This is a genomic window from Ruegeria sp. CDSA020, from assembly GCF_059612345.1.
This window is the reverse complement of the sequence record NZ_JBXWQK010000003.1, coordinates 339,812-363,848: the sequence shown is the minus strand read 5'-3', so window position 1 is coordinate 363,848 and position 24,037 is coordinate 339,812. Positions and strand designations below refer to the sequence as shown.

Annotated in this window: 26 protein-coding genes; 8 read left to right on the top strand and 18 right to left on the bottom strand. The window is 58.2% G+C overall.

Annotated elements, in window-relative coordinates:
- Positions 1-130 precede the first annotated feature (130 nt).
- A complete protein-coding gene (locus tag AC2FJW_RS07270; protein ID WP_142633465.1) occupies positions 131-436 on the top strand; it encodes a hypothetical protein in 306 nt (101 codons plus the stop codon).
- Between the two features lie 21 nt (positions 437-457).
- Positions 458-1,129 carry a helix-turn-helix transcriptional regulator gene (locus AC2FJW_RS07265; RefSeq protein WP_496749650.1) on the top strand — a complete coding sequence of 224 codons (672 nt, stop codon included), beginning with the start codon at positions 458-460 and terminating at the stop codon, positions 1,127-1,129.
- A gap of 47 nt (positions 1,130-1,176) precedes the next feature.
- On the opposite strand, the gene AC2FJW_RS07260 is transcribed toward AC2FJW_RS07265, so the two are convergent.
- The 8 genes from AC2FJW_RS07260 to AC2FJW_RS07225 all read right to left on the bottom strand — a co-directional run bounded on the left by AC2FJW_RS07260 (position 1,177) and on the right by AC2FJW_RS07225 (position 8,577).
- Positions 1,177-2,328: a peptidoglycan DD-metalloendopeptidase family protein gene (locus AC2FJW_RS07260; RefSeq protein ID WP_496712948.1), complete on the bottom strand. Its 1,152-nt coding sequence runs from the start codon at positions 2,326-2,328 to the stop codon at positions 1,177-1,179.
- 63 nt (positions 2,329-2,391) lie between these two features.
- Positions 2,392-3,042, bottom strand: coding sequence for a protein-L-isoaspartate(D-aspartate) O-methyltransferase (locus AC2FJW_RS07255; protein ID WP_142633458.1), 651 nt, complete (start codon positions 3,040-3,042; stop codon positions 2,392-2,394).
- A complete protein-coding gene (gene surE, locus AC2FJW_RS07250; protein ID WP_496688290.1) occupies positions 3,039-3,821 on the bottom strand; it encodes a 5'/3'-nucleotidase SurE in 783 nt (260 codons plus the stop codon). The genes AC2FJW_RS07255 and surE overlap by 4 nt, the downstream gene beginning before the upstream one ends.
- 121 nt (positions 3,822-3,942) lie before the next feature.
- Positions 3,943-5,028, bottom strand: coding sequence for an ABC transporter ATP-binding protein (locus AC2FJW_RS07245; protein ID WP_496749649.1), 1,086 nt, complete (start codon positions 5,026-5,028; stop codon positions 3,943-3,945).
- Positions 5,029-5,108: 80 nt separating this feature from the next.
- Positions 5,109-6,155 (bottom strand): methyltransferase domain-containing protein, encoded by a 1,047-nt coding sequence (locus AC2FJW_RS07240; protein ID WP_496749647.1) that lies wholly within the window; start codon positions 6,153-6,155, stop codon positions 5,109-5,111.
- Between the two features lie 90 nt (positions 6,156-6,245).
- Positions 6,246-7,358 carry a DNA alkylation repair protein gene (locus AC2FJW_RS07235; RefSeq protein ID WP_496749646.1) on the bottom strand — a complete coding sequence of 371 codons (1,113 nt, stop codon included), beginning with the start codon at positions 7,356-7,358 and terminating at the stop codon, positions 6,246-6,248.
- A gap of 2 nt (positions 7,359-7,360) precedes the next feature.
- Entirely contained in the window at positions 7,361-8,140 is a 780-nt protein-coding gene (locus AC2FJW_RS07230; RefSeq protein ID WP_496688658.1) for an SDR family oxidoreductase, read from the bottom strand.
- 74 nt (positions 8,141-8,214) lie between these two features.
- Positions 8,215-8,577, bottom strand: coding sequence for a nuclear transport factor 2 family protein (locus AC2FJW_RS07225; RefSeq protein WP_142633450.1), 363 nt, complete (start codon positions 8,575-8,577; stop codon positions 8,215-8,217).
- Positions 8,578-8,686: 109 nt separating this feature from the next.
- Between AC2FJW_RS07225 and AC2FJW_RS07220 the strand changes: the two genes are divergently transcribed.
- The 3 genes from AC2FJW_RS07220 (at position 8,687) to AC2FJW_RS07210 (ending at position 12,812) form a co-directional block, all read left to right on the top strand.
- Positions 8,687-10,294 (top strand): peptide chain release factor 3, encoded by a 1,608-nt coding sequence (locus tag AC2FJW_RS07220; RefSeq protein ID WP_281994525.1) that lies wholly within the window; start codon positions 8,687-8,689, stop codon positions 10,292-10,294.
- An 18-nt stretch (positions 10,295-10,312) separates the two neighbouring features.
- Positions 10,313-11,254: a glycosyltransferase family 2 protein gene (locus tag AC2FJW_RS07215; RefSeq protein WP_496749645.1), complete on the top strand. Its 942-nt coding sequence runs from the start codon at positions 10,313-10,315 to the stop codon at positions 11,252-11,254.
- Between the two features lie 184 nt (positions 11,255-11,438).
- Positions 11,439-12,812, top strand: a complete 1,374-nt coding sequence (locus AC2FJW_RS07210) for a DEAD/DEAH box helicase (protein ID WP_496749643.1) — start codon at positions 11,439-11,441, stop codon at positions 12,810-12,812.
- Here the strand turns inward: AC2FJW_RS07210 and AC2FJW_RS07205 are convergent.
- The 3 genes from AC2FJW_RS07205 to AC2FJW_RS07195 are packed head-to-tail and all read right to left on the bottom strand — an operon-like array spanning position 12,809 to position 14,813.
- Positions 12,809-13,711 (bottom strand): EamA family transporter, encoded by a 903-nt coding sequence (locus AC2FJW_RS07205; protein ID WP_496749641.1) that lies wholly within the window; start codon positions 13,709-13,711, stop codon positions 12,809-12,811. The two genes, AC2FJW_RS07210 and AC2FJW_RS07205, sit on opposite strands and share 4 nt — an antisense overlap.
- A gap of 21 nt (positions 13,712-13,732) precedes the next feature.
- Entirely contained in the window at positions 13,733-14,617 is an 885-nt protein-coding gene (locus AC2FJW_RS07200) for a fatty acid desaturase (RefSeq protein ID WP_496749640.1), read from the bottom strand.
- Positions 14,610-14,813: a DUF2061 domain-containing protein gene (locus AC2FJW_RS07195; protein WP_142635106.1), complete on the bottom strand. Its 204-nt coding sequence runs from the start codon at positions 14,811-14,813 to the stop codon at positions 14,610-14,612. The genes AC2FJW_RS07200 and AC2FJW_RS07195 overlap by 8 nt, the downstream gene beginning before the upstream one ends.
- A gap of 107 nt (positions 14,814-14,920) precedes the next feature.
- Here AC2FJW_RS07195 and AC2FJW_RS07190 point away from each other — a divergent pair, with 107 nt between their 5' ends.
- Together AC2FJW_RS07190 and AC2FJW_RS07185 are read left to right on the top strand one after the other, a co-directional pair.
- Positions 14,921-15,790, top strand: coding sequence for a helix-turn-helix domain-containing protein (locus AC2FJW_RS07190; RefSeq protein ID WP_496749638.1), 870 nt, complete (start codon positions 14,921-14,923; stop codon positions 15,788-15,790).
- A 79-nt stretch (positions 15,791-15,869) separates the two neighbouring features.
- On the top strand, positions 15,870-16,052 hold the full coding sequence (locus AC2FJW_RS07185) for a hypothetical protein (protein ID WP_142633436.1): 183 nt from the start codon (positions 15,870-15,872) through the stop codon (positions 16,050-16,052).
- Between the two features lies 1 nt (position 16,053).
- On the opposite strand, the gene AC2FJW_RS07180 is transcribed toward AC2FJW_RS07185, so the two are convergent.
- From AC2FJW_RS07180 to bcoG, 4 genes are read right to left on the bottom strand one after another with little or no spacing between them, the layout of a single operon-like run.
- Positions 16,054-16,812 carry an SDR family oxidoreductase gene (locus tag AC2FJW_RS07180; RefSeq protein ID WP_496749636.1) on the bottom strand — a complete coding sequence of 253 codons (759 nt, stop codon included), beginning with the start codon at positions 16,810-16,812 and terminating at the stop codon, positions 16,054-16,056.
- The gene (locus AC2FJW_RS07175; protein WP_496749635.1) at positions 16,809-18,275 is read right to left on the bottom strand and encodes a carnitine 3-dehydrogenase; all 1,467 of its coding nucleotides are present in this window, start codon (positions 18,273-18,275) and stop codon (positions 16,809-16,811) included. Before AC2FJW_RS07175 ends, AC2FJW_RS07180 begins: the two co-directional genes overlap by 4 nt.
- Positions 18,275-18,829 carry a lipocalin/fatty acid-binding family protein gene (locus AC2FJW_RS07170; RefSeq protein ID WP_496749634.1) on the bottom strand — a complete coding sequence of 185 codons (555 nt, stop codon included), beginning with the start codon at positions 18,827-18,829 and terminating at the stop codon, positions 18,275-18,277. Before AC2FJW_RS07170 ends, AC2FJW_RS07175 begins: the two co-directional genes overlap by 1 nt.
- Positions 18,830-18,836: 7 nt before the next feature.
- Positions 18,837-19,751 carry a 3-dehydrocarnitine:acetyl-CoA trimethylamine transferase BcoG gene (bcoG, locus tag AC2FJW_RS07165; protein WP_281994518.1) on the bottom strand — a complete coding sequence of 305 codons (915 nt, stop codon included), beginning with the start codon at positions 19,749-19,751 and terminating at the stop codon, positions 18,837-18,839.
- Between the two features lie 131 nt (positions 19,752-19,882).
- Between bcoG and AC2FJW_RS07160 the strand changes: the two genes are divergently transcribed.
- Complete coding sequence (locus AC2FJW_RS07160; protein WP_496749632.1) at positions 19,883-20,869, top strand: GlxA family transcriptional regulator; 987 nt, start codon at positions 19,883-19,885, stop codon at positions 20,867-20,869.
- A gap of 70 nt (positions 20,870-20,939) precedes the next feature.
- Here the strand turns inward: AC2FJW_RS07160 and AC2FJW_RS07155 are convergent, their stop codons facing one another.
- The 3 genes from AC2FJW_RS07155 to AC2FJW_RS07145 are packed head-to-tail and all read right to left on the bottom strand — an operon-like array spanning position 20,940 to position 23,945.
- Positions 20,940-21,986, bottom strand: coding sequence for an aldo/keto reductase (locus AC2FJW_RS07155; protein ID WP_496749631.1), 1,047 nt, complete (start codon positions 21,984-21,986; stop codon positions 20,940-20,942).
- 29 nt (positions 21,987-22,015) lie between these two features.
- Positions 22,016-22,474 carry a DNA polymerase III subunit chi gene (locus AC2FJW_RS07150; RefSeq protein ID WP_142633423.1) on the bottom strand — a complete coding sequence of 153 codons (459 nt, stop codon included), beginning with the start codon at positions 22,472-22,474 and terminating at the stop codon, positions 22,016-22,018.
- A gap of 4 nt (positions 22,475-22,478) precedes the next feature.
- Complete coding sequence (locus AC2FJW_RS07145; protein WP_271947431.1) at positions 22,479-23,945, bottom strand: leucyl aminopeptidase; 1,467 nt, start codon at positions 23,943-23,945, stop codon at positions 22,479-22,481.
- Positions 23,946-24,037 lie beyond the last annotated feature (92 nt).

The following is a 24,037-nucleotide window of genomic DNA, read 5'->3' as shown; positions in this document are numbered from 1 at the left end:
GGTTCAAATCTGCGTTCAAATTTGATCCGATCCGATGTTTTTTACGGCCTCGGATTGATCAACTGACAGGTTTGTGTCAGTTGATAGGGGCTAGGTAGGCGGTATCGAAACCTGGTCAACGGAGATTCACATGACCCATGTTGCAGAAATCGTCACCTTCACCCTCGCCAACGGGACAACCCCGGAAGAGTTTGTAAAACTCAGCCAAGCGTCCGAAGCCTTTGTACGCGCAGCTCCGGGGTTTGCCCATCGTCAACTCAGTCAAGGCGAAGACGGGCGCTGGACTGACTACGTGATCTGGACCGATATGAAGGCCGCACAGGACGCAGCTGCGCAGTTCCCGCAGCAGGGTTTTGCGCCCGCACTGATCGCAGCGATCAACCCCGAAGGCATGCAGATGCGCCACGAGAACGTGCTATGGAACATGACCGCATAACCCCGGTCAGAGCGGCGTGTCATGCGCCGCAGTGACCGGCTGTTCGATATCATCCAGATCCTGCGCGACGGTAAACTGCACCGCGCGCAGGACATTGCGGACCGGCTTGAGGTGTCGGTCCGCACGATCTATCGCGACATGGATACGCTGGCCGCCTCGGGCGTTCCGGTCGAAGGTGAGCGCGGCGTGGGCTATATGGTGCGTGAGCAGATCACCCTGCCCCCGCTGAATCTGACCCCGGCCGAACTGGAAGCGCTGAACCTTGGCATGGCAATCGTGGCCGAGGCCGCCGACCCCGACTTGAAAACCGCCGCCGAGTCTTTGGCTGAAAAGATCGACGCCGTGCTGCCGACACAGGTGATTTCCGAGGCTGACAGCTGGAAATTTGCGGTATACCCCTTTGCCGATGCCGCACGCGGGCTGGCGCATATGGCCCCGATCCGCGCCGCCATCAAATCACGACAAAAATTACGTCTGAGTTACCGCAGGATCGACGGCGTGCTGACCGAGCGCACCATTCGGCCATTGCATATGGAGTATTGGGGACGAGTCTGGACGCTGACTTCCTGGTGTGAACTCCGCGATGGTTTCCGGGTCTTCCGAATTGACCTGATCGAAACCGTCCAGCCCCTGCCCGAGATTTTTGCTGACGAGCCGGGAAAGCGTCTGAGCGATTACGACGCATACGCTTAACCCTGCCGTCATCGGGTTGGGATTATCCCTGCCAAAGGGCCACTAGATCATTTCAGATAGGGCTCTGGGTCGACGGATTCGAAGCCTTTGCGCACTTCGAAATGGACATAGGCGTTGTCCCCGCTCCGCAGCGAGGCAATCTTCTGCCCTCGTCGCACGCGATCCCCTTTCTTGACCGTGATATCTGCCACATTGGCATAGACGGTCAGCAGATCACTGTTGTGTTTAACAACGATGATCGGAACCTGATCTGCATCAGCAGTGATCGCCGCAACAGTTCCCGCCTCTGCCGCCATTACAGGCGATCCTGCAGCCGCTGCGATGTCGATCCCCTCGTTCTTTCCCTTTTGATAGGTGCGGATAATCGTACCGTTCACAGGAAGCCCAAGCGCCGAATTGCTTTGGTTTGTTGGTGCCTCGGCGGTCACATCAGGTGCCGGAGTGGCCGGGGAAATGGTTTCGTCAGGCAAGGGCTGCGTAGCACTGGGCGGCGTCGGTGTCGGAGACCCCTGACCGGGCTGAGTCACATTCGTTGCAGGCACAGCAGCTTTGCGCGGTGCGGATTGGCTTTTCACCGGGATCAGAAGGAACTGGCCTTCGCGGACGGTAAAATCGGAATCCAATCCATTCCAGTCTGACAGCGCCTCAACGGGAACGTCATAGAGGCGTGAAATTGTAAATGCCGTTTCACCACGTTTCACCTTGTGGCGGATCGGTTCGGGACCGGTTGGTGCCGGTGCCGCCGCAGGTTTTGCGGGCTCAAGCGTTGATGTACGGACCGAGCCATTTGCGGGGACCTCGTCGATTGCCGTACCAGCTATCGTCGCTATATCGACAGAGCTTGCGGAACCGACCGTCTGGGGCAGTGCCACAACTTCGCCCTCGCGCAGGGTATCTGTAGGCATTAGACCATTGAAACGCGCCAGCTCTCCTTCAGGCAAACCAACCCTTGCGGCCAAGTCTCTGACAGTGTCACCGCGGCGAGCAATCGCCACTTGATAGGTCGGATATGTGATGACACCCCTGGCATCCGGTGCGGGTCGGTTGGTCGTCGCCGACTGTGCTGCTTCGGCGGTGGAAAAACCGCCTACCTGTCCGCGAAGATCATAGTCCAGCGGCCCTTCGCACCCAGCCAGGATTGCAAGGCTAGCCACTCCTAACGCACAGCGGCGCATTGCTGATTTGGAAACTGCTCTCATTTTATTGTCCTCGACACCTGCCCCTGTTCATCGGGGTTCCGGCGCATTTTGCAGAATATTCCTTTAAGCTCCATCCTTCCCAAGCCCTTCTAACAAGGGCACAAAACGGACAGGCAACAATTCGTCATAGTCCAAACCGGATTCGGTGCGTCGGACCCTGATCAACGTCTGGACCGTATCCGACTGCCCCACCGGCAAGACCATGATACCGCCGATTTTGAGCTGCGCCAAGAGCGGCCCGGGAGGGTCCTCGGCAGCTGCAGTCACGATGATACGATCAAACGGGGCTTGCTCGGGCAAACCAAACGAACCATCCGACAACATTGCCGTCACATTTGTCAGCCCCAAATCACGGAACAACTGGCCGGTTTCGCGCACAAGTCGCTTATGACGCTCGACCGTGTATACCCGGCGTGCCAGTTTCGACAGGATCGCGGCCTGATAGCCCGATCCGGTCCCGATCTCGAGCACGGTATCACGCGGACGTACTTCCAGCGCCTGCGTCATCAGCCCAACGACAGACGGTTGGCTGATCGTCTGGCCGCACGCAATCGGCAGCGGCGTATCCTCATAGGCGCGTTCTGCAAACAGGCCTTTGACAAATCTGCCGCGATCTATCTGCTCCATTGCTGCCAGCACACGTGCATCCGTCACCCCGCGCGAACGCAGGGCAAACAGGAACTGCATGGTTGTTTCAGGGTCCAGTCCGCTCATTCGATCGACTTTAACGCTTCCAACGCGTCATGCGCCGTCAGATCCGCACGCATTGGTGTGACCGAGATATAGCCTGCCAGATTGACGGCAGCATCCGTCCCAGGTGCAGTCGGGTTGTGTTGATACCCGCCCTTGATCCACAGAAACCGCCGCCCCGAAGGTGAGCTGTGCGGCTCGACCGAGAAATGTGTGTCACGCCGATAACCCTGAGGGGCGATCCGGGTGCCCAGTACTTCATCCGCAGGCACTGGGGGGAAATTGACGTTGTAAAACAAACGGTAATCGCCTTGTTCTGCCGGCGTCGCGCCCAGTATCTTACGAACCAGTTCGGCACCAAATCGGGTCGCGGATTCGAACGGATCATCCAGCCCCAAATTGCGCGGACCGAAATATTGAGACAGGGCAATAGCCGGAACCCCCTGCAGGGCCGCCTCCATCGCGCCCCCGACTGTGCCAGAATACAGCGTATTCTCGGCCGAGTTGTTCCCACGATTCACACCAGATAATACCAGGTCGGGTGGCGCGTCCTTCATCACATCGTGTAAACCGGCCAAGACACAATCAGCTGGTGATCCTTCCGCAGCAAAACGGCGTTCTCCCAGCTTGGCAACCATCATCGGGTGCGTGTAGCTGATGCAATGCCCCACGCCGGATTGCTCGAAAGCGGGCGCAACGACCCAGACTTCACCGCCCGGTCCGGCCAGATCGGCAGCAATCGCCTCGAGCGCGATAAGTCCCGGCGCATTGATACCGTCATCATTGGTTAGAAGAATACGCATATGCCCCATCCACCGCAGCGTTTTTTCCTTGATAGACCCAGCCCCGCACTGCGGCAAGCAACCCGCAGGTGCAATCTGAGGCTTTCACGCACCACTTGCGCCTAAACTGCAGTTTTAGACCCTATTTGGGGAATACAAAGCACCGATCGCGGCGAATGGTAAGCCACATGACCCGCCCCGCTTGCGGGACAAACACGTTGGGAACGGTCGCTTTCAAGATTGAATCATCATAGTCCATACGGAATTCAATCAAGCTTTCGTTGCCCAGAAAACGCGCCCGTTCGACCACACCACGCGCGGCTACCCCGTCCGTCGGTGTCGGCAGTGGACCTTTGCCATTGCGATCAAAATCCAGACGGACGTGCTGAGGCCGAAATACAATTTCAACATTCGTCCCATCCGGCACACCCGGAGCAAGAAACTGACCAAATGGGGTATCGGCCAATGCTCCGTTAACTTGCGCGCCTAACACATTTATATCGCTAAAGAATGCAACTGCAGCTTTGTCCGCAGGACGGGTGTAGACGTTGTAAGGCGCACCCTGTTGAACGATTCTGCCACGGCGCATCAGGGCGATCTCATCGGCCATACGCATTGCCTCTTCGGGTTCATGGGTAACCAACAGCACAGCGGCGTCCTCTTCCTTGAGGATCGCCAGAGTTTCGTCCCGAATTCCATCGCGTAACCGGTTATCGAGACCCGAAAACGGCTCATCCATCAACATGATCCGGGGGCGTGGGGCCAATGCGCGCGCCAGGGCCACCCGCTGTTGCTCACCGCCCGACAAGTGATGTGGAAAGCTGTCTGCGAAACGCATCAGTTCGACTTTGGCCAGCAACTCATCCACGCGTGCGCGTTTTTCATCTTTGCTACCCTTCAGGCCAAAGGCAACATTGTCAGCTACGCTAAGATGCGGGAACAGGGCAAAGTCCTGAAACATCAGGCCAATCTCGCGCCGCTCAGGCGGGACACGGAACACCGTATCGCAGATCAGCTTGCCATCGACATAGATCTGGCCTGTCTCTTGCATCTCGACACCGGCAATCATCCGCAGCGTCGTCGACTTGCCGCATCCTGACGGCCCCAACAGGCATGTCACCTGCCCCGCTTGCACGGTCAGCGAGACGTCATCAACCACCACCCGACCTTCGTACCGGGCGACCAGATTGCGAATTTCCAGACGCGGAGGAGTTGCGTTTACTGTCACCGATGGACCCCGTAGCCTTACCCGATCAAATCAATCGGGCTTGGGCGGGGATAGCAACCCCTCCCTTTGGGTGCAAGGGATCAGCAGCAGCCGCCCGTTTCGGCCTGCCCGGTCGCCTCAAATGGGCTTTCACCACCGCAGCCTTCGAAGATGCCGTAATGAGTTGAGAAATCACCGAGGAACTCGAAATGCCGCGCAAACCGCGTGTCTTTGAGCATCATCCATGTGTTGCCGCACACCGGAAACACCTTACCCGTCGCGATTGCGTGGTGGTCATCCAGCTCAAACATGTGCGCCGCATTGGGGACAGTGCCCTTATAGATCACGGCCTGACCATAATCTTCACAGGCGGGTTCCAACGCAGGTAACTTGAACAGACGATAGGTGGCTGACAGGAATTTGAGCGGTGCCACGCGGTCCTCAAGAACCGGATTTTCGATGGTCAAGGGGCGGTGCGTGACTCGACGCGGGTCGCCGAAACCGGCTTTGCGAGACATCGACAGAAAGTCATTCCAGTACAGCGCACCGGACAGACACTCGCCATACAGAACCTCATCCTCGGCCATTGCCTGCGGTACGCGACGATCCGCATAAACGTCCGAGAAATACATCTCTCCGCCGTCCTTAAGCAGGCGATGCGCGCCGCGCAGAACGGCCTCCTTATCGGTGGCCAGGTTGATCACGCAGTTCGAAACGATGATATCGAAAGACCCCGCCTTTAAGTCCAGTTCATCCAGCTTTTCGATGTAGCCGTGATGAAATTCCACGTTGCTTTGGGCATATCCAAAGGTTTCGGCGTGATATTCCTGATGCGCACGAGCGACATCCAGCTGCTCGGGCGTCATATCCACGCCGACAACGCGCCCTTTCTCACCTACCATAGCAGACAGGGCGTATACATCCCGACCCGCGCCACAGCCTAGATCGAGGATGCTCATCCCCTCAAGATCCAGCGGCGCGATCAGACCGCATCCATAATACCGGGTCAGTACTTCATCGTGAATATTTGCGAGAATCCTCTTCAGATGATCCGGCATATCGTCGGGCGTACAGCACGCATTGGTCTGCAGGTCCGCGCTGCTTTGCAGGACCTCGCCATAGTAGTTCTGCACCGATTCATGTTTCATCGCTGTCATCCCCTCGCCTGACTGTTGCTCAGCTAACGCAGCGCCGCACGCCGTGCAATCAAAAGCCGAGCATTCTGACGAAAGGTTGAGCTAGCCCAGTAGCTCAAAATCCAGATCCGCGCGCACCCGGCCGTTCACCTGAATCTCCAGACGATGTGCGCCGGGAACAAGCTTGAACGTGGTCGCATCGCCTTTGAGCTTGTGCTTTTTGCTCAAGGTCAGCTTTCCATCGCGCAACGCGGCCTGTTTCAGCTTGTGCACTTTGGCGGAGGTTTTTCCGCCAGGTCTTTGGAAATAAATGATATAATCGACCAGAACCGGTTGGCTCGCCTCACCAGCCAATGAAACGTCAAACTCAAGCGCGCCGCCAATCTTTGCGGGCCCGTTTACCGTGACCGAGACCTGTATGTCGGCATCAGGGTCATATCCCAGCATCTTCATCGCGCGCGGGTGCCCGGCCTTAACCAGACCGCGCAGGGTATGAGAGGTCATCCACCGCAACTCGTCCGCGTCCTGACGCTGTGAGACAGACCAATCCTGCAGGCGGTCCAGCACCATATCCGGGTCTTTTTTGGAGATGTCGTTCAGATGGTTGGCCACCGACCGCGTCACATAGCGCGTTTGATCCTCATGCAGCCGATCCAGCAGAGGCAGCGGGTCGGTTAATTCCAACCCCACCGCCTGGCCCCATGGCAAACGCGGGCGGGTTCCTTCGGACACCAGACGCCGCACGTGATAGCTGTCATGTCCGCACCAATCCTCCAGCCGCTCCATGACATGTTCGGGGTGACGATTGAGAAAGGGGCGAATGGCCCATTCCATCGAAAACCTCTGCGTCAGTTCAGCCAGCACGTCCAGCGCGAGGTCGGGGTGATCAAGGCCGACATTCACGACCCAATCCCCCAGCGGCGCAAAGATGAAATCGCCAAAATCGTCGTCGGTCTTGTTCGGATTCAGCGGCGGCGGCAAGGCCCGTAAAAGGGTCGGAGCGACAGTTGGCAGCTCACCCGGAACCTGTTGCTGCAGGCAATCGGCGATCCACGCCATCCGCTCTTTCAACTCAAGCTCGAGAAGGCGTGACATCACCTGCGTTTGAAACGCCTGTGCATCGAACCCTGGATCAGCATCGGCAAAAAGCCCCGCCAGATAACGGGTTTTTTCCGCATTAAACAGCTGATCCTTCAGTGAAAATCCTTGCGCCATGGTCACATCGTCAGATTGGTCGCGCCACCATCCAACAGGATGTTCTGCCCGACGATAAAGCCCGCATGCTGCGAACACAGAAACGCGCAGGTTGCCCCGAACTCCTGCCGCGAGCCATAGCGGCGCGTGGGGATGGTTGCCTCACGCTGCGCGCGTGCCTCGTCAACGGAAATGCCTTGCTGCGCAGCCACACCACCGTCCAGAGAATCCGCTCGATCCGTCGCATGTATCCCCGGCAACAGGTTATTGATTGTCACACCATGCGGCGCGACCTGCCTGGACGTTCCGGCCACATAACCGGTTAGCCCGGTCCGTGCCGCATTAGACAGGCCAAGAACGGCAATCGGCGCCCGTACGGATTGCGAGGTGATGTTCACCACCCGGCCCCAGCCCTTATCCATCATGCCGGGCAACAGGGCCTTCATGAAGGCAATCGGGGTCAGCATGTTGGCATCCAACGCCTTGATGAAGTCCTCGCGCTGCCAATCCGACCACAGGCCCGGAGGCGGACCGCCAGCATTTGTCACAAGAATATCAACGCCCTGCGCGGCAGCAATCACTTGCGCCTGCCCCTCCTCCGAGGTCACATCACACGCAACACTCTGCACATCGACACCAAATTCCGAGCGCAAACGCGCGGCTTCAGCCTCTAACGCGTCGGCCCCTCGCGCGTTCATCACCAGATTCACACCAGCCGCCGCCAGAGCCTCGGCGCAGCCCAGACCCAAACCTTTACTGCTGGCACAGACCAGCGCGCGCTTTCCACCTATTCCCAGATCCATCTGTTCCTCCCCATCTGTGATTATCCGCATGTCTTTCACCCAGCAGACAGGGAAGACAGATTGATGACAAGGGGTTAGTAGAAGAACTCTTCCCGGACGATCTTGCCATCCGCGACGTGATACAGCGCAACTTCGCGCATATCGAAGCTCTCACCGCTTTCCTTGAACTTGCCCTGCACCTCAAAGATCACGGCAAAACGGTCTTCGCCATGCACCATCGGGTCACTGACGTTTCCGCCCGTCACTTCGGTCGAACTCTCCCACCAATCGTGCTTGCCACGGATCGCGTCGCGCCCATGCGCCTCGCGTCCCATACCGGATGCATCGACGGCCTCAACCGAAACGGCATCTGCCGCATACAGCTTGTCCAGATTGGCCTTGGCCCTGTTTTCCCGGCATCCCGCCACCAGCTCATCGGCGATTTCTTTCAAATTCATTGATCCTCTCCATTATTTGTTCACTATATGTTCTTATTGCCACAGGCAGACGATTCGAACCAGCCTCTTTGTCTTGCTTCGGCAGAATTCCCCGCCTATACGCGCGACTATGCTTGATACCGCCACGAACCAACCCACCTTGCCGCCCGAGATCGCCCGGCGCCGGACATTTGCCATCATCTCGCACCCGGATGCGGGCAAGACGACCCTGACGGAAAAGTTCCTGCTGTATGGCGGCGCCATCCAGATGGCCGGTCAGGTACGCGCCAAGGGTGAGGCACGGCGGACACGTTCGGATTTCATGCAGATGGAGAAGGATCGCGGGATCTCGGTCTCGGCCTCGGCCATGTCCTTCGACTATGGAAACTTCCGGTTCAATCTGGTGGACACGCCCGGCCACAGCGATTTCTCGGAAGATACTTATCGCACTCTGACCGCGGTGGACGCGGCCGTGATGGTGATCGACGGCGCGAAAGGTGTGGAAAGCCAGACCCAGAAACTGTTTGAGGTCTGCCGCCTGCGCGACCTGCCGATCCTGACCTTCTGTAACAAGATGGACCGCGAAAGCCGCGATACGTTCGAGATCATCGACGAAATTCAGGAAATGCTGGCCATCGACGTCACGCCCGCTGCCTGGCCGATTGGAGTAGGCCGCGACTTTATCGGCTGTTACGACATGCTGCGCGACCGGCTGGAGCTGATGGACCGCGCTGACCGTAATAAAGTGGCCGAAAGCATCCAGATCAACGGGTTGGACGACCCCAAGCTGGCCGAACATGTGCCCGAGCACCTGCTTGAGAAGCTGCTGGAAGAGGTTGAGATGGCACGCGAATTGCTGCCCGCGCTTGACCCCCAAGCGGTATTGGAAGGCCACATGACCCCGATCTGGTTCGGCTCGGCGATCAATTCGTTCGGCGTCAAGGAACTGATGGAAGGCATCGGCGCCTATGGCCCACAGCCGCAGGTACAGTCCGCGGAACCCCGTCAGATCGCGCCAGAAGAAAAGAAAGTCTCTGGGTTCGTCTTCAAGGTTCAGGCCAATATGGACCCCAAGCACCGCGACCGGGTGGCATTTGTGCGCATGGCCTCGGGCCATTTCAAACGCGGCATGAAGCTGACCCATGTTCGATCGAAAAAGCCGATGGCAATCTCGAACCCTGTGCTGTTTCTTGCATCCGACCGGGAACTGGCCGAAGAGGCCTGGGCCGGAGACATCATCGGCATCCCAAACCACGGCCAGCTGCGCATCGGCGACACGCTGACCGAGGGCGAAGCGATCCGGGTAACCGGCATCCCCTCCTTTGCGCCGGAACTGTTGCAAACCGTGCGACCGGGCGACCCGATGAAAGCCAAGCACCTGGAAAAGGCGCTGATGCAATTCGCCGAAGAAGGCGCGGCCAAGGTGTTCAAACCGTCCATCGGATCGGGCTTTATCGTCGGCGTCGTTGGCGCGCTGCAATTCGAGGTTCTGGCCAGCCGGATTGAGATGGAATACGGCCTGCCGGTACGGTTCGAGGCGTCTCAGTTCACTTCCGCCCGCTGGGTCAGTGGTGAAAAGGTTGAGGTCGAGAAATTCGTCAATGCCAACAAGCAGCACATCGCTCATGATCATGACGGCGACATCGTCTATTTGACTCGCCTGCAGTGGGACATCGACCGGGTCGTGCGGGACTATCCCGACCTGAACCTGACCGCCACCAAAGAGATGATGGCGTGACAGGGTCACGAGCTTCATATGCCGGATAATGTCCCAAGCTGGGGCATTGTATCGACGATCCGGGGCTCGGCCCCGGACATACTTCGGTTTGCGGCCTATCACCTCGATCTCGGGGCCGACCGGATGTATCTGTATCTGGACGAGCCTTGCCCGGCTGCGTTCAACGCCCTGAACCGCCACCCACGGATCGAAATACGCAACTGCGACGAAGGGTACTGGGCGAACCGAAAGCGCGAGCGGCCCGACAAACATCAGGTCCGGCAAACCGCAAATGCCAGCTTTACTTACAGAAAGGCTGAGGTCGACTGGCTCGCCCATATTGATCTGGACGAGTTCCTCTGGCCGCAATCCGACCTTGGCGCGATATTAGCGGAGATTCCGCAACATATCCCAGCGGTGCGCGTTCGTCCGATCGAGCCCGTAGGCGGAACCGAAGACCTGTACAAAGCCTATATCCCCGCTGGTCAGGGCCGTGATGGGATCGTTCAGGCACTTTATCCGAATTTTGGCGGATTTGTTCTTGCTGGATTCCTCAGCCATGTTCAGGGTAAACTGTTTGTTCGCAAAGGCTTACCGAAGATCAATTTCCGGATTCACAATCTGTTTCAGGATGGCGAAATCCTCCCGACCAAGGTCGAGCTGCCCCACGTTGATCTATGCCACCGTCATGCACCTGACTGGGATCATTGGCTAGCCCATTATCGGTTCCGGTTCGAAAAGGGCTCGTATCAGCCAGGCATGTCACCCAATGTTCCGCGCGAACAAGGCGGGATGAACATGAATGAATTGCTGAGCTGGATCGAAGAAGAAGATGGGGCTCACGGCCTGCGGGCTTTCTATGATGAAATCAGTGGCGCCGACCAAGAAGTTCGCACCCGCCTCGAAAAGTTTGGGCTGATTAAGCACCGTCCGTTGGATTTGGATGGAAAAGTCGCGAAACATTTCCCCGGAAGTACCTGAATTGTTGCGATAAATCCGCATGGTCAGCCGGTGTTGCAGCGTAAAAGTGACTTCATTTGACCCTGCCCCGTGATTTTGTTATGTCCCGCCAAGCCGAAATGCACAAAACATCGCATGGCCATCCGGGCCCGGCACATTCTTTACGCGCGGGCCAGGTTTTAGTGTCCGCAACAACCGGACATACATGACAAAGTTTAACGAACTGAACCTGAACCCGAAGGTCCTCAAAGCCATTGAGGAAGCCGGATACGAAACGCCAACACCGATCCAGGAAGGCGCGATCCCACCCGCGCTTGAGGGCAAGGACGTTCTGGGTATCGCCCAGACCGGTACAGGCAAAACCGCCAGCTTCACGCTACCGATGATCACATTGCTGGCCCGTGGCCGCGCACGTGCGCGCATGCCGCGGTCGCTGGTGCTGTGCCCGACGCGGGAACTGGCCGCGCAGGTGGCCGAGAATTTCGACACCTATGCCAAAAATGTAAAGCTGACCAAAGCGCTGTTGATCGGCGGCGTCAGCTTTAAGGAACAAGATGCGCTGATCGACCGTGGCGTCGACGTTCTGATCGCCACACCAGGTCGCCTGCTGGATCATTTCGAACGCGGCAAACTGTTGTTGACCGGCGTCCAGATCATGGTGGTGGATGAGGCCGACCGAATGCTGGATATGGGCTTTATCCCCGATATCGAACGCATTTTTTCGCTGACGCCATTCACACGCCAAACGCTGTTCTTCTCAGCCACCATGGCGCCCGAGATTGAGCGGATCACCGATACATTCCTGTCGGCCCCAACCCGGATCGAAGTTGCCCGTCAGGCAACGGCCTCGGAAACCATCGAGCAAAGTGTGGTCATGTTCAAAGGTGGTCGCCGTGACCGCGAGGCCAGCGCCAAGCGCCAAGTCCTGCGTTCGCTGATCGACTCCGAGGGCGAAAAATGCACCAACGCGATCATCTTCTGCAATCGTAAGACCGATGTGGATATCTGTGCGAAATCGCTGAAGAAATACGGCTATGATGCTGCCGCGATCCATGGCGATCTCGATCAGTCACAACGGACGAAAACACTGGACGGTTTCCGTGACGGAACACTACGTCTGCTTGTCGCCTCGGACGTTGCCGCGCGCGGATTGGATGTGCCCTCGGTCAGTCATGTGATCAATTTCGACGTCCCCGGCCACCCCGAGGATTATGTGCACCGGATCGGTCGTACAGGTCGCGCCGGACGCGAAGGCAAAGCGATCACTATCTGTTCGGGTCGCGATGAAAAAGCACTGGCCGCGATCGAGAAGCTGATTCAAAAAGAAATTCCTCGCTTGGACAATCCGGTAAAGGAAGAGCCGAAACCCGAGAGGCCAAAGCCCGAGAAAAAGGCCCGGCCAACAGAAGCCCGACCAACAGAGGCCCCCAAACGCGACAATAAAAGAGAAGATCGCAAGAAGGATAAAGAAGTCAGAGGCCGTGGACGGCGCGCTGACAACGGTCCTTCAGTCGTGGGAATGGGCGATCACTTGCCCAGCTTTATCGCGCTCAGCTTCGACGAACGCCGCACGGGTTAAATAGACAAAACCAGCGCCAGAATTGATGCGCCCAATAACGTCATCCCGGCGATCTCGCGCCGGGTGATGGTTTCGCGGAAAAACAAGATCGACGCGAACAGGCTGAGGATCAGCTCGACCTGCCCCAGAGCCTTGACGTAGGCGGCGTTTTGCAAGGTGAATGCCAAGAACCAGCAGAACGATCCGCACAGGCTGGTCAGTCCGACAAATACGCCTGTTCGGCGTGTCTGCCACACGGCGCGCAGCTCGGCCCTGTCTCGCCACAACAGCCACAGGCCCATGCTGACGAACTGGAGCGAGACAACGACTGCCAGCGTCACAAGTGCCCGAAACCACGCATCAATCTCGCCCAATTCAAGCGAGGCACCCCGATAACTGACCGAGGAAAACGCAAACAGCACACCTGATCCCAGGCCCAGCCGCGAGGCCCGGTTCGTCAGGTGTCGCCACCACGCCCCGTCTCCTCCGGGACTTTTCGACAGCAGCAACACAGCCGTCAGCCCCAGAACGATCGCCCCAAGCGCCCAGGACGAGACCTGATCGCCCAGGACCAGAAATCCAACGATGGCGGTCTGGATCACTTCGGTTTTCTTAAAAGTTATGCCGACAGCAAAATTGCGCTGTTTGAACAAGGCGACGACACAGATCGTGGCAAGGATCTGAGCCGTTCCTCCAATGGTGGCAAACACCCAGAACCGGGCGGTCAGCGGCGGCAAGGAATACCCCGTCAACTGCAGCGCCGCGATCAGAGCGATTAGAACCAGCGGGATTGAATAGGCAAACCGGGCGAATGTCGCCCCGGCGGCCGTCAGCTTTACACTGCTCAGCGATTTTTGCAGCATGAACCGCACCGTCTGAAACGTTGCGGCGGCGATAGTGACAGGTATCCAGAGGCTCATGCCGCCTTTTGTGGCCGCAAATCAACCCTTTGGCCAGAGCGGATGCGCCACCGGGTCTTTTACCTTCCAGAAATACGCCCGGAAAACATCGGCATATGAAGGGTATACATAGGCCCTATTCGTGGCCAGATAGCCCTCTTTACCCTGCTGGTAGATCTTCGGAAGTTGATACCAGGGGGTACGCGGGTTCAGATGATGAACTACATGTAAATTGTTGTTCAAAAACAGAAAAGACAGTATCCCGCGATCTTCGATGATAACGGTTCTTGCCCCCACATCTTCATGCGCACGGTGTTCCAGAAAAGTGCGTATTTTGACAAGGCCAAGCCCCAAATACGCGGACAGGAAATAGGCCCAGACCGGCATGGGCGACAAGGTCACGATCCAGATAACCGCAACCACGCCTGCCATATGCAAAGCCCATGCGCGCAATATGTCCCATTCGCCACGCGCGGCCCCTCGCAACTCGTCCCTGACAAAGGCAACCTGTCCGATTGCTGGGCCCAAAACGATCCGCCCCAGCAGAGTATTGTTCACCGATAACAACCGCCTGTGCCAATGACCTAGCCCCGACCAAACTTTTGGGTCCAGATAGTTTGATTCAGGATCATCATAGGGATCGGTCAGCGTTGCATCCCGATGATGCGCCAAATGCAGGTCCCGAAACCGCTGATATGGGATGAATAAGGTCAAGGGCAGCGCCATCAGCGCCTCGTTTAGCCATCTGGCGCGAAAAGGATGCCCATGCAGCGCCTCATGCGTTAATGATGAATGTAACGCGGCCACCGCGCCCATCACTGGAACCGCCAACCAGATGGGCAGGAAGAAGATCACGGCCAACCAGGCAGCATAACAGGCGAGCATCAGCGCAAAAGTGCCCCATTCCGGACCCGGACGCTCAGACATTGCGCCCCCACGAAATGCCCGCCCAGACCCTCTCATAAACCACATAGAGTGTCAGCCCGATCGCCGTGTTTACTACGGCCAGAGTTCCGCCAATCGCGGCGGACCCTGTCGCAACCAGCCCAACCACCGACATGATGATCAGGCCCATCACGTTCCACAAAACCGCCTTCACGACCGATCTGCGTCGTGTTTCCATTCCGTCACCCATAATATTGTTATGGCTTAAGAAATACGGCCCGCCGCTTAGGTTGAACATTCTGAATATGATTAACAAAACTCATCAAACGTGATATTTATCACCACATGCAGGATAAAATAGACAAACGCGACCGCGCCGCTCAATTCCGTTTGCGCCTGGCCCGCGCAATGGAAGAACGCCAAATCAGCCGAAGCGCCCTCGCGCGACAGATCGGTGTTGACCGCTCAACCGTATCGCAACTGTTGACTGATCACGGGGCACGGTTGCCGAATGCCCATGTTGTCGGAAGCTGCGCGACGGCATTGGGTGTTTCGGCGGACTGGTTGCTGAGCCTGTCTGACCGGCCGGAAAGCGCGGCCGAGTTGCTGGCTTTGTCGCTGAGCATGACTGAGGCCCCCCGCGCCCTGGTAGATGAGCGCATATTCGAGTGGCACCAAGAGGCAGCGGGTTACAAAATCAGATATGTTCCTGCGACCTTGCCCGACATGCTCAAGACCCGCACCGTTCTGGAATGGGAATACGCACCGCATCTGGGGCGCACGGCAGATCAGGCCATAGGTGCGTCCGAAGATCGACTGACCTGGATGCGCAGCGCCCAGTCCGATTACGAGATCGCAATGCCAATGTACGAAATCGACAGCTTTTCGCATGCAACCGGCTATTATCAAGGCCTTAGCCTTCGCAAGCGGCTGGATCAGATTGACCACCTTTTGGAGTTGTGTGAACAGCTCTACCCACGGCTGCGTATCTATTTGTTCGATGCCAAACGGCTATATTCGGCTCCCGTAACGATTTTCGGTCCCCTTCTTTGCGTGTTTTACGCAGGAAGCCATTACATGGCCTTTCGCGATCGCGACCGGATTGAAATTTTCAGCCGCCATTTCGACACTCTGGTTCGCGAGGCGGTCGTGACCGCACGGGACTTTCCAGAGCACCTGCAACAGCTCAGAGCAGCGATTTCCCGCGACATGTGATGCATCCCCGTACAACCTGTGGTATCGTCGCCGGGCGCGAACTTTCGGGCATTCCGACCACAGACGGAGGACCACAGGAATGGACGCACTGAAAACAGCCCAATATGCACGGGCTTTATACACGGCGCACGGTGACCAGGCCGAGGCAGAAGCCGCAATGAAAATGCGCGAATGCGAGGCTGCCGGAAACGCTCAGCAAGCCCGCGATTGGCAAGCCGTTCGTCAGACCATCCGCCAGATCCGAGGCCCCAACCAGGGCTAGCTTACAACTTCGGGTCAGGATTAACCGTGTGGCCATCCACCGCGATCACCTGGCCCGACACCAATCGCGCTGCGCCAGAGGACAGAAAGACAGCCATATTGGCTATGTCCTGCGCTTCGACGAAACGACCCATGGACGTGCCCGAGGCATAGCCCTGATAGACCTCGTCCCGGCTCATACCTTTGGTCGCCGCCTCGCGTGCCAGAACGCCTTCCATCCTTGGGCCCTCCACCGCGCCGGGACAAATCGCATTGGCGCGGACGCCGTGGGGACCAAGCTCCATCGCCAGTGTTTTCATCAATCCGATCACTGCCCATTTGGCCGCGGCATAGGGCGCACGAAACGGATAGCCGTATTGCCCCGCCGTGGATGAGGTCAGGATGATGCTGCCGGCACCGGCAGATTTCATCATAGGCGCGGCATATTTGGCGGCCAGAAACGCCCCGTCCAGATTGACCGCAACGCACCCCCGCCAGTCCTTGAGGTCAATATCCTCGATAGCGCTGGTTGGCCCGGCAATTCCCGCATTGGCGCAGAGCGAATCCAGACCACCCGCATCAGAAATCGCGGCGAACACGGCATGCATATCACCCTCATCCGACACGTCAGCATGGTGGGCTGTCCAATGATCCGGCACGCCATCTAGCGCCGCCCGATCAATATCTGTGATCCAGACATCATACCCGGCCGCATCAAACGCCTCTGCCATAGCCCGACCAACACCCGAAGCGCCAGCCGTCACCAACACCCGGCAGGTCATGAGGGTTTCCGGATCGCAACCCCGGCCCCTTCGGGATAAGGCAATCCGGCCTGCGCTTCGGCGATGCGGGCCATAGCGGCCTCAATGCTGGGCGATGGCGGGCTGGGGCGGCGTGTTTCCAGGCTGACATGCAGCAAAAAGCTCTCCCCGGTCGCCAGCAGCGTCTCACCGCTATACATGCTGTGGAACACGTGCAGTTTCTTGCCCTGCCCCAACAGCATCTGGGTGCGCACCTCAATCTTTGCGCCGGCATGGACCTCATTCATGTAACGAATGTGGTTTTCCGCGGTGAAATAGCTGCCCCCGGACGAGATATATTCCATATCGCAACCGATGATCTCCATGAACCGGTCGGTGGCGTCGGCAAAAGCCTCAAGATACTTTGCTTCGTTCATATGGCCGTTGTAATCGGTCCAATCCAAAGGCACGGCACGGGACAGAGTCAGGATCGGTTGGCTCAGATCCGCTTGCTCCAATGATGGCAGCGCACCCGGTTTCAGCAGAGCATCATGCTGGTTCAGCACCGCCCCCGCGCCCCAGTTCTGCGCCTTGAGCGCCCGCATCATGCCCACAAGGTTGTTGTCGCGGATACGCTCCAGCTCGCGGATCGAATGCATGCCGGATTGCGCATCTGACTGATCTGCAATCAGATCGACAAGCTCGTCAGTGAATTCGGGCACATCCATCAGCTTGGTCCAGGGCCATTTCAGTGCCGGGCCGAACTGCGCCATAAAATGCCGCATCCCAGCCTCGCCGCCGGCGACACGATAGGTTTCGAACAGACCCATCTGCCCCCAACGGATGCCAAACCCCATACGGATCGCCTCGTCGATTTCCTCGGTCGTGGCGACGCCGTCCTTGACAAGCCACAGCGCCTCGCGCCAGACGGCCTCAAGGAACCGATCAGCGATATGTGCGTCGATCTCTTTCTTGACGTGCAGCGGGAAGAATCCGACCGATTTCAGGACCTCTTGCGCCCGTTCGATCATCTCGGGCGGGTTCGCGCCAGTTGGCACCAATTCGATCAGCGGCAGCAGGTATACCGGGTTGAACGGATGCGTCACCACGATCTGTTCGGGGCGCAGCGCGCCCTCCTGTAACTCTGACGGCTTGAACCCGCTGGTCGAGGACCCGATGATCGCACCCGGATCACAAGCCTCTTGCAAGCCCTTGTAAACTTTCAGCTTCAGGTCCAGGCGTTCCGGCACGCTCTCCTGAATCCAAGCAGCACCCTGCACTGCATCGGCCATATCATCATGGAATGACAACGCACCTTCAGGAGGCAACGGGACGTCGCTCAGCCCCGGCAGCGAGCGGCGCGCATTGTCCAGAACTTCTCCGATTTTACGCTCGGCTTCCGGGTCCGGGTCGAATACCCGAACGTTCCAACCGTTCAGCAGGAACCGCGCGGCCCATCCGCCGCCGATAACTCCGCCGCCAATGATTGCTGCTGTTTTTGTCATCACTTCACTACTTTCAACTCTTGAGGGTCAAACCCATTTTCGCTCAGTACGTCACGCGCAATCGTCAGTTGATTTTGTGTGATCGTTAAATCTCTGCTCAGTACAACTGCAAACGACCTATCTGTGCGGGCCAATACAACCATCTGCTCCCCGTCACCCACGTAGATGATGTGAAACTTTGTGGGGCTTGCGGCAGTGATGTCATATTCAAGTGCAGACTCGGATCGCCGGGTAGGCACGCTCAGGTGGTTTTCAAAGCAATCACTTGCTCCTGCGATGTACCCAAAACATTCGGTCCGGTCCGGGTCACGCAATTGATAGCTAGGGTATGGCTGTCCCTCAAGCCTCACAAAAAGCCGTTGCGTGTTCTTGCTTTTGCGTCTGAGCGCAGCCACTTCGAAATACGCCTCGTCAAAGATCGACCAATTCACCGCTTCGACAGGTTGAATAGCAAATTGACGCGCTCGAAAGCCTTCATTTCCGACCAAGCCACACGCTGGAACCAATCCAACGAGCAAACATCCGACTACCCATGAAATAACTCGGCGGAACATGGCCCGCCTAGCTTTTCGGCGCCCGCTTCACCAACCCAAGCTTCTCGCGGACCTCCTGCGGCCCGATCACCCGCGCGCCCATATTCTCGATGATGCTGCCCGCGCGTTCTACCAGTTGCCAATTCTCGGCCAGCACGCCTTTGTCCAGCCACAGGTTGTCCTCCAGCCCGACGCGCACGTTGCCGCCCGCCAGAACCGCAGCGGCCACATAGGCCATCTCATTCCGGCCCAATGAGAACGCGCTGAAGGTCCAGTCATCCGGCACGTTGTTCACCATCGCCATGAAGGTGTTCAGATCATCCGGCGCACCCCATGGAACGCCCATGCACAGCTGAACCAGAGCGTTCGGTTCCAGAACGCCTTCTTTCACCAACTGCTTGGCGAACCACAGATGACCGGTATCAAAGGCCTCAATCTCGGGCTTTACCCCCAGATCGGTCATCATCTGGCCCATCGCGCGCAACGCACCCGGCGTGTTGGTCATCACATAATCGGCCTCGGCAAAATTCATGGTGCCGCAGTCGAGGGTGCAGATTTCCGGCAGGCATTCGGCCACATGGGCCACACGCTCGGTCGCGCCAACCAAATCAGTTCCCGCCTCGGCCAGCGGCAGCGGGTTTTCGATACCGCCAAACACCATGTCGCCACCCATGCCAGCAGTCAGGTTCAGCACGGCGTCGACCTCGGCATCGCGAATGCGATCTGTGACCTCACGATACAGTGCCAGATCACGCGAAGGCGCTCCGGTCTCAGGGTCGCGCACATGGCAATGCACCACCGCCGCCCCTGCCTTGGCTGCAGCTATCGCGCTGTCGGCGATCTGCTTTGGCGAACGCGGCACATGCGGGCTGCGATCCTGCGTCCCACCCGAGCCTGTGACGGCGCACGTAATGAAGACTTCGCGGTTCATTTCCAAAGGCATGGCGTTCTCCCCAGCTTATACCCGGTTAACCCTGAGTTTTCCCCAGGCTTCTCCACGGATTCCGATTTGCTTTCGCCCCCGAGTTTGGCGCAGCTTTGGTCAAACACTTGTCAGAATGCGAATCGAACTTGATGAAATCCGCAAAAAACATATTGCAGCCCGAACATCGTGCCCTGAAAACGGCTGTGCTGGTACTGGACGAATGCAACACGCTCAGCTTTGCGTCGGCCGTTGATCCAATGCGCGCCGCCAATCGGTTGGCGGATCGTCCGGCCTTTGACTGGGATTATGTGACAGCCACCGCTGAACCCGCCATGCTGACCAGTGCGCTTTCGGTTCCGGGTGTACCTTTGGCCCGGCTGCAATCCTGCGATCTGATGATTGTAGTTGCCGGGTTCCAACTGGCCCGCCATGCCACACCCAGCCTGCTGGCCGGCCTACGCCGCATCGCCAAGACCGGCACCACAATGGCAGGTATTGATGGCGGTCCCTGGCTGCTGGCCGAGGCAGGCCTGCTGAACGGCCACGCCGCCACCACCCATTGGGAAGATTTGGAGAACTTCTCTGCCCGCTTCCCCGAAGTGGACGTGCGCCCTGACCGGTTTACCGTTTCTGAAGGCCGCCTGACCTCGGGCGGGGCGATCCCAGCGGTCGAGATGATGCTGCATATCATCGCCGCCCGCCATGGCGCCGGATTTGCCGCCCGCGTCTCGGGTCTGTTCCTCTATGACGGTGCGCCTGATCCCACAAAACCACAAAGCCGCACCGGGGCGCCGCATCGCCACACAGCTTTGACCGCCAAAGCCAATACGCTGATGCAATCCGCACTGGACGACCCTATGCCATTGGCAGATATCGCCGAAACCCTGGGCACCAGTTCACGCACCCTGCAACAGCAGTTCCGACTGCGCCTGAACACCACGCCACAGGACCATTACCTGCAGCTCCGACTGGCCGAGGCACGCAGATTGGTGACGGACACCGATATGTCACTGATGGATGTGGCCCTGGCGACGGGTTTCGCCTCGCAATCCAGCTTTGCCCGCGCCTTTCGCACAGCGCACGGCCTTTCGGCCCGGGACCTACGGCAAGACAGGACACAACCCACACATCACTAAGCGGATCCGCTTTATCTGATTGAAAATACCGCGGGGGAGGCTCCGCCTGCGGAGACGAGGGCAGCGCCCCCTAGAACGGCATCGGATGCGCGCGATGCGCGTCGGTGATTTCAGTCAGAATTTCCCCGGAAAGGCGAAGTTCCTTACCGTCGAGAATATGCCCAAGCTGCGCCACCGTTGTCGCGCCGAAAATGGCCGACATCATGAAGGGCCGCGTCCGACACCAGGCCAGCGCCATATGGACCGGGTCCAGATCGTGGCGGTCCGCGATCTCTAGATAGGCCGCAACCGCCTCAAATGCCCGTCTGCGATGACGTCCTCCCACCTCAGGCACCAATGACATCCGCGAACCCTCGGGCACCATGCCGTTTTGGTATTTCCCGGTCAAAAATCCGGCGGCAAGCGGTGAAAAGGCCATCAGCCCCACATCCTCGTGCGCGCTCAGCTCGGCCATATCGGTGTCGAAATGCCGGCACATCAAAGAATACTCGTTCTGAACAGATGCCACGCGGGGCGTGCCGGTGGCTTCGGCGATCCGCAACCACTGAGCGGTGCCCCAGGCGCTTTCGTTCGAAAGGCCAAACGCTCGGATATTTCCTTTGTTGACCTGTTCCTTCAGGGCAACAAGGCACTCGTGCATATTGTCCAGAACCTCATCGGTATTGTGCCCCGAAGGCGCATAGGTCCAGTTTTGCCGGAACATATAGCTTCCGCGGTTCGGCCAGTGAAACTGATAAAGGTCGATGCAATCCGTTTGCAGGCGGCGCAAGGAACCTTCGACCGCCTCGGGGATTGTCTGCGGTGAAATCGGTGCGCCATCGCGCGCATGTGCGAACCCTGCCCCAGAGTGCTTGGTTGCCAGAACATAGTCACCACGCCGTGACGGGTTGGCGGCGTTCCAGTTGCCCAGAATTTCTTCGGTCCGGCCCACCGTCTCTTTCGAGATGGGATTCACCGGATACATCTCGGCGGCATCGACGAAATTAATGCCCCCATCAAGTGCCATGTCCATCTGAGTATGCGCGTCGGCCTCGGATGTCTGCGTACCAAATGTCATCGTACCCAGACACAGGTCTGTCACCATGATTCCAGTCCGGCCCAGGGGCTTCATTTCCATCGCTCATTCTCCTGAAATCTGCGGAGGCCCTATGCCTCGGCCTTTTTTTCCCACCGGCCCGATTCCTCGGACCAATATTGCGCCGAACAGCCCGCCCCGGTCAGTGTTTTCCATTGCCCGCGGGCATGTTGGAGAGCCTGATCATCATTCCCATCGAACAGGATGCACACGCGTTCCAGCGCGTTCACTTCCTCGGGTTCAACCGTCGCGCCATCGACGGCCATCACGCAAGCCGGATCATTTGCGGCCTCGGCCCCTGTCGTCAGCAATATGGGCTGGTCCCTGTCATGCGGCCCCCCGGTGCGGCCATGTGGCAGGAACCCTTCCTCGGGGCCCTGCCACAGCTTTTCGTCCAACCAATCCATCCGTGCGGGATCAGTTCCCCGCACGGCTATCTTCCACCCGGCCTGCCGCGCCTTGTCCAGCAACACGGGCAAGGTGTTTTCCAGCGGTTGGCGGGTCAGGTGATAGAAATAAACGGCGCCCATTGGATTATTCGAAATTGTCCTGCACGAACCGGCTCAATGCGCGGACACCCCAACCGGTGGCCCCTTTGGGCGCATAGGATGTCTCGGTTGCAATCGAAGCCACCCCAGCAATGTCCAGATGGATCCAGGGGGTTTCGTCCTTCACGAACCGCTGCAGGAACTGCGCGGCAGTGATTGACCCGGCAGGTCGTCCACCGACATTCTTCATATCGGCGATGCGCGATTTCAGCTGCTCGTCATAGGCTTTGCCAAGCGGCATCCGCCATGCGCCCTCATCCTCGGCCCCGGCAGCCTTTAGGAAGGCGTTGCAGAACGTGTCATTGTTCGAAAAGACACCGGCATTCTCATGCCCAAGCCCAATGATGATCGCGCCGGTCAATGTTGCCAGGTCGATCATGCCCACGGGGGCAAACCGCTCTTGCGCGTACCACATCACATCGCACAGGACCAAACGGCCCTCGGCGTCGGTATTGATGACCTCGACCGTGTCGCCCTTCATCGACTTGACGACATCGCCGGGACGCGTGGCATTGCCCGAAGGCATATTCTCTACCAGCCCGACAAGGCCCACGACATTGGCTTTGGCCTTGCGCTTGGCCAGCGCCCGCATGGTGCCGGCGACCACACCTGCACCGCCCATGTCCATGGTCATGTCTTCCATGCCTGCAGCGGGTTTCAAGGAAATGCCGCCGGTGTCGAACACGACGCCCTTACCCACCAGCGCCAGCGGCGCATCATCCTTGTCGCCTCCATTCCACTGCATCACCACAACCTTGGACGGGCTGACCGAGCCCTGCCCGACGCTTAACAAGGTGCGCATACCCAATTCGGCCAGTTTGTCTTCGTCGAGCACTTCGACGTCCAGGCCAAGCGCCTTCATTTCGGACAAACGGTCTGCGAATTCGGTCGTTGTCAGCACATTGGCGGGTTCATTGGTCAGGTCCCGTGTCATCCGAACGCCATCGGCAATCGCATACAGCGGTGCGAATGCGGCTTCGACCTCATCATGTTTCTGATGACTGATTGTTACTGATCCGGCTTCATCCGAATCTCGGGTTTTATGGGCATCGAAATCATAGCTGCGCAAAACGATTCCCAAAGCCAGTTCTTCGGTCCGGGCCTGATTTCCGGCCATGACCAACAAGGGCTGGTGATCAGACAATTTGGCCAGCTTCGCCCCGGCTTTTCGTGCCTCTGCAGCATCGGCACGGCGCGACAGCACGAGAATATCAAGCGCTTCAGCGGCCATTCCGCCTGGCCAGGCAAGAGAGACTACATCGCCGGATTTCACCTTTTCGAACCGGTCGCTTTCGACAAGTCGCGCGACTGCGCCCCGGGTCAGACGGTTGGCGCGGCGTGCGGCTGGGTTCATCTTGCCTTCATCCGAGACAATAATCACGACGCGCCCCTTGGTCTGCGCCATCACGTCCACGTCAAAAGCCTTAAACTGAATTGGAACAAGACTACTCATTGGGAACTCCTGAAAATCTGTTTCCCAAGACCTAGCCCGCGGCGACCGCATTGACCAGATAGCAGTTTTCCCCGCCGGGCATTTGCATTACA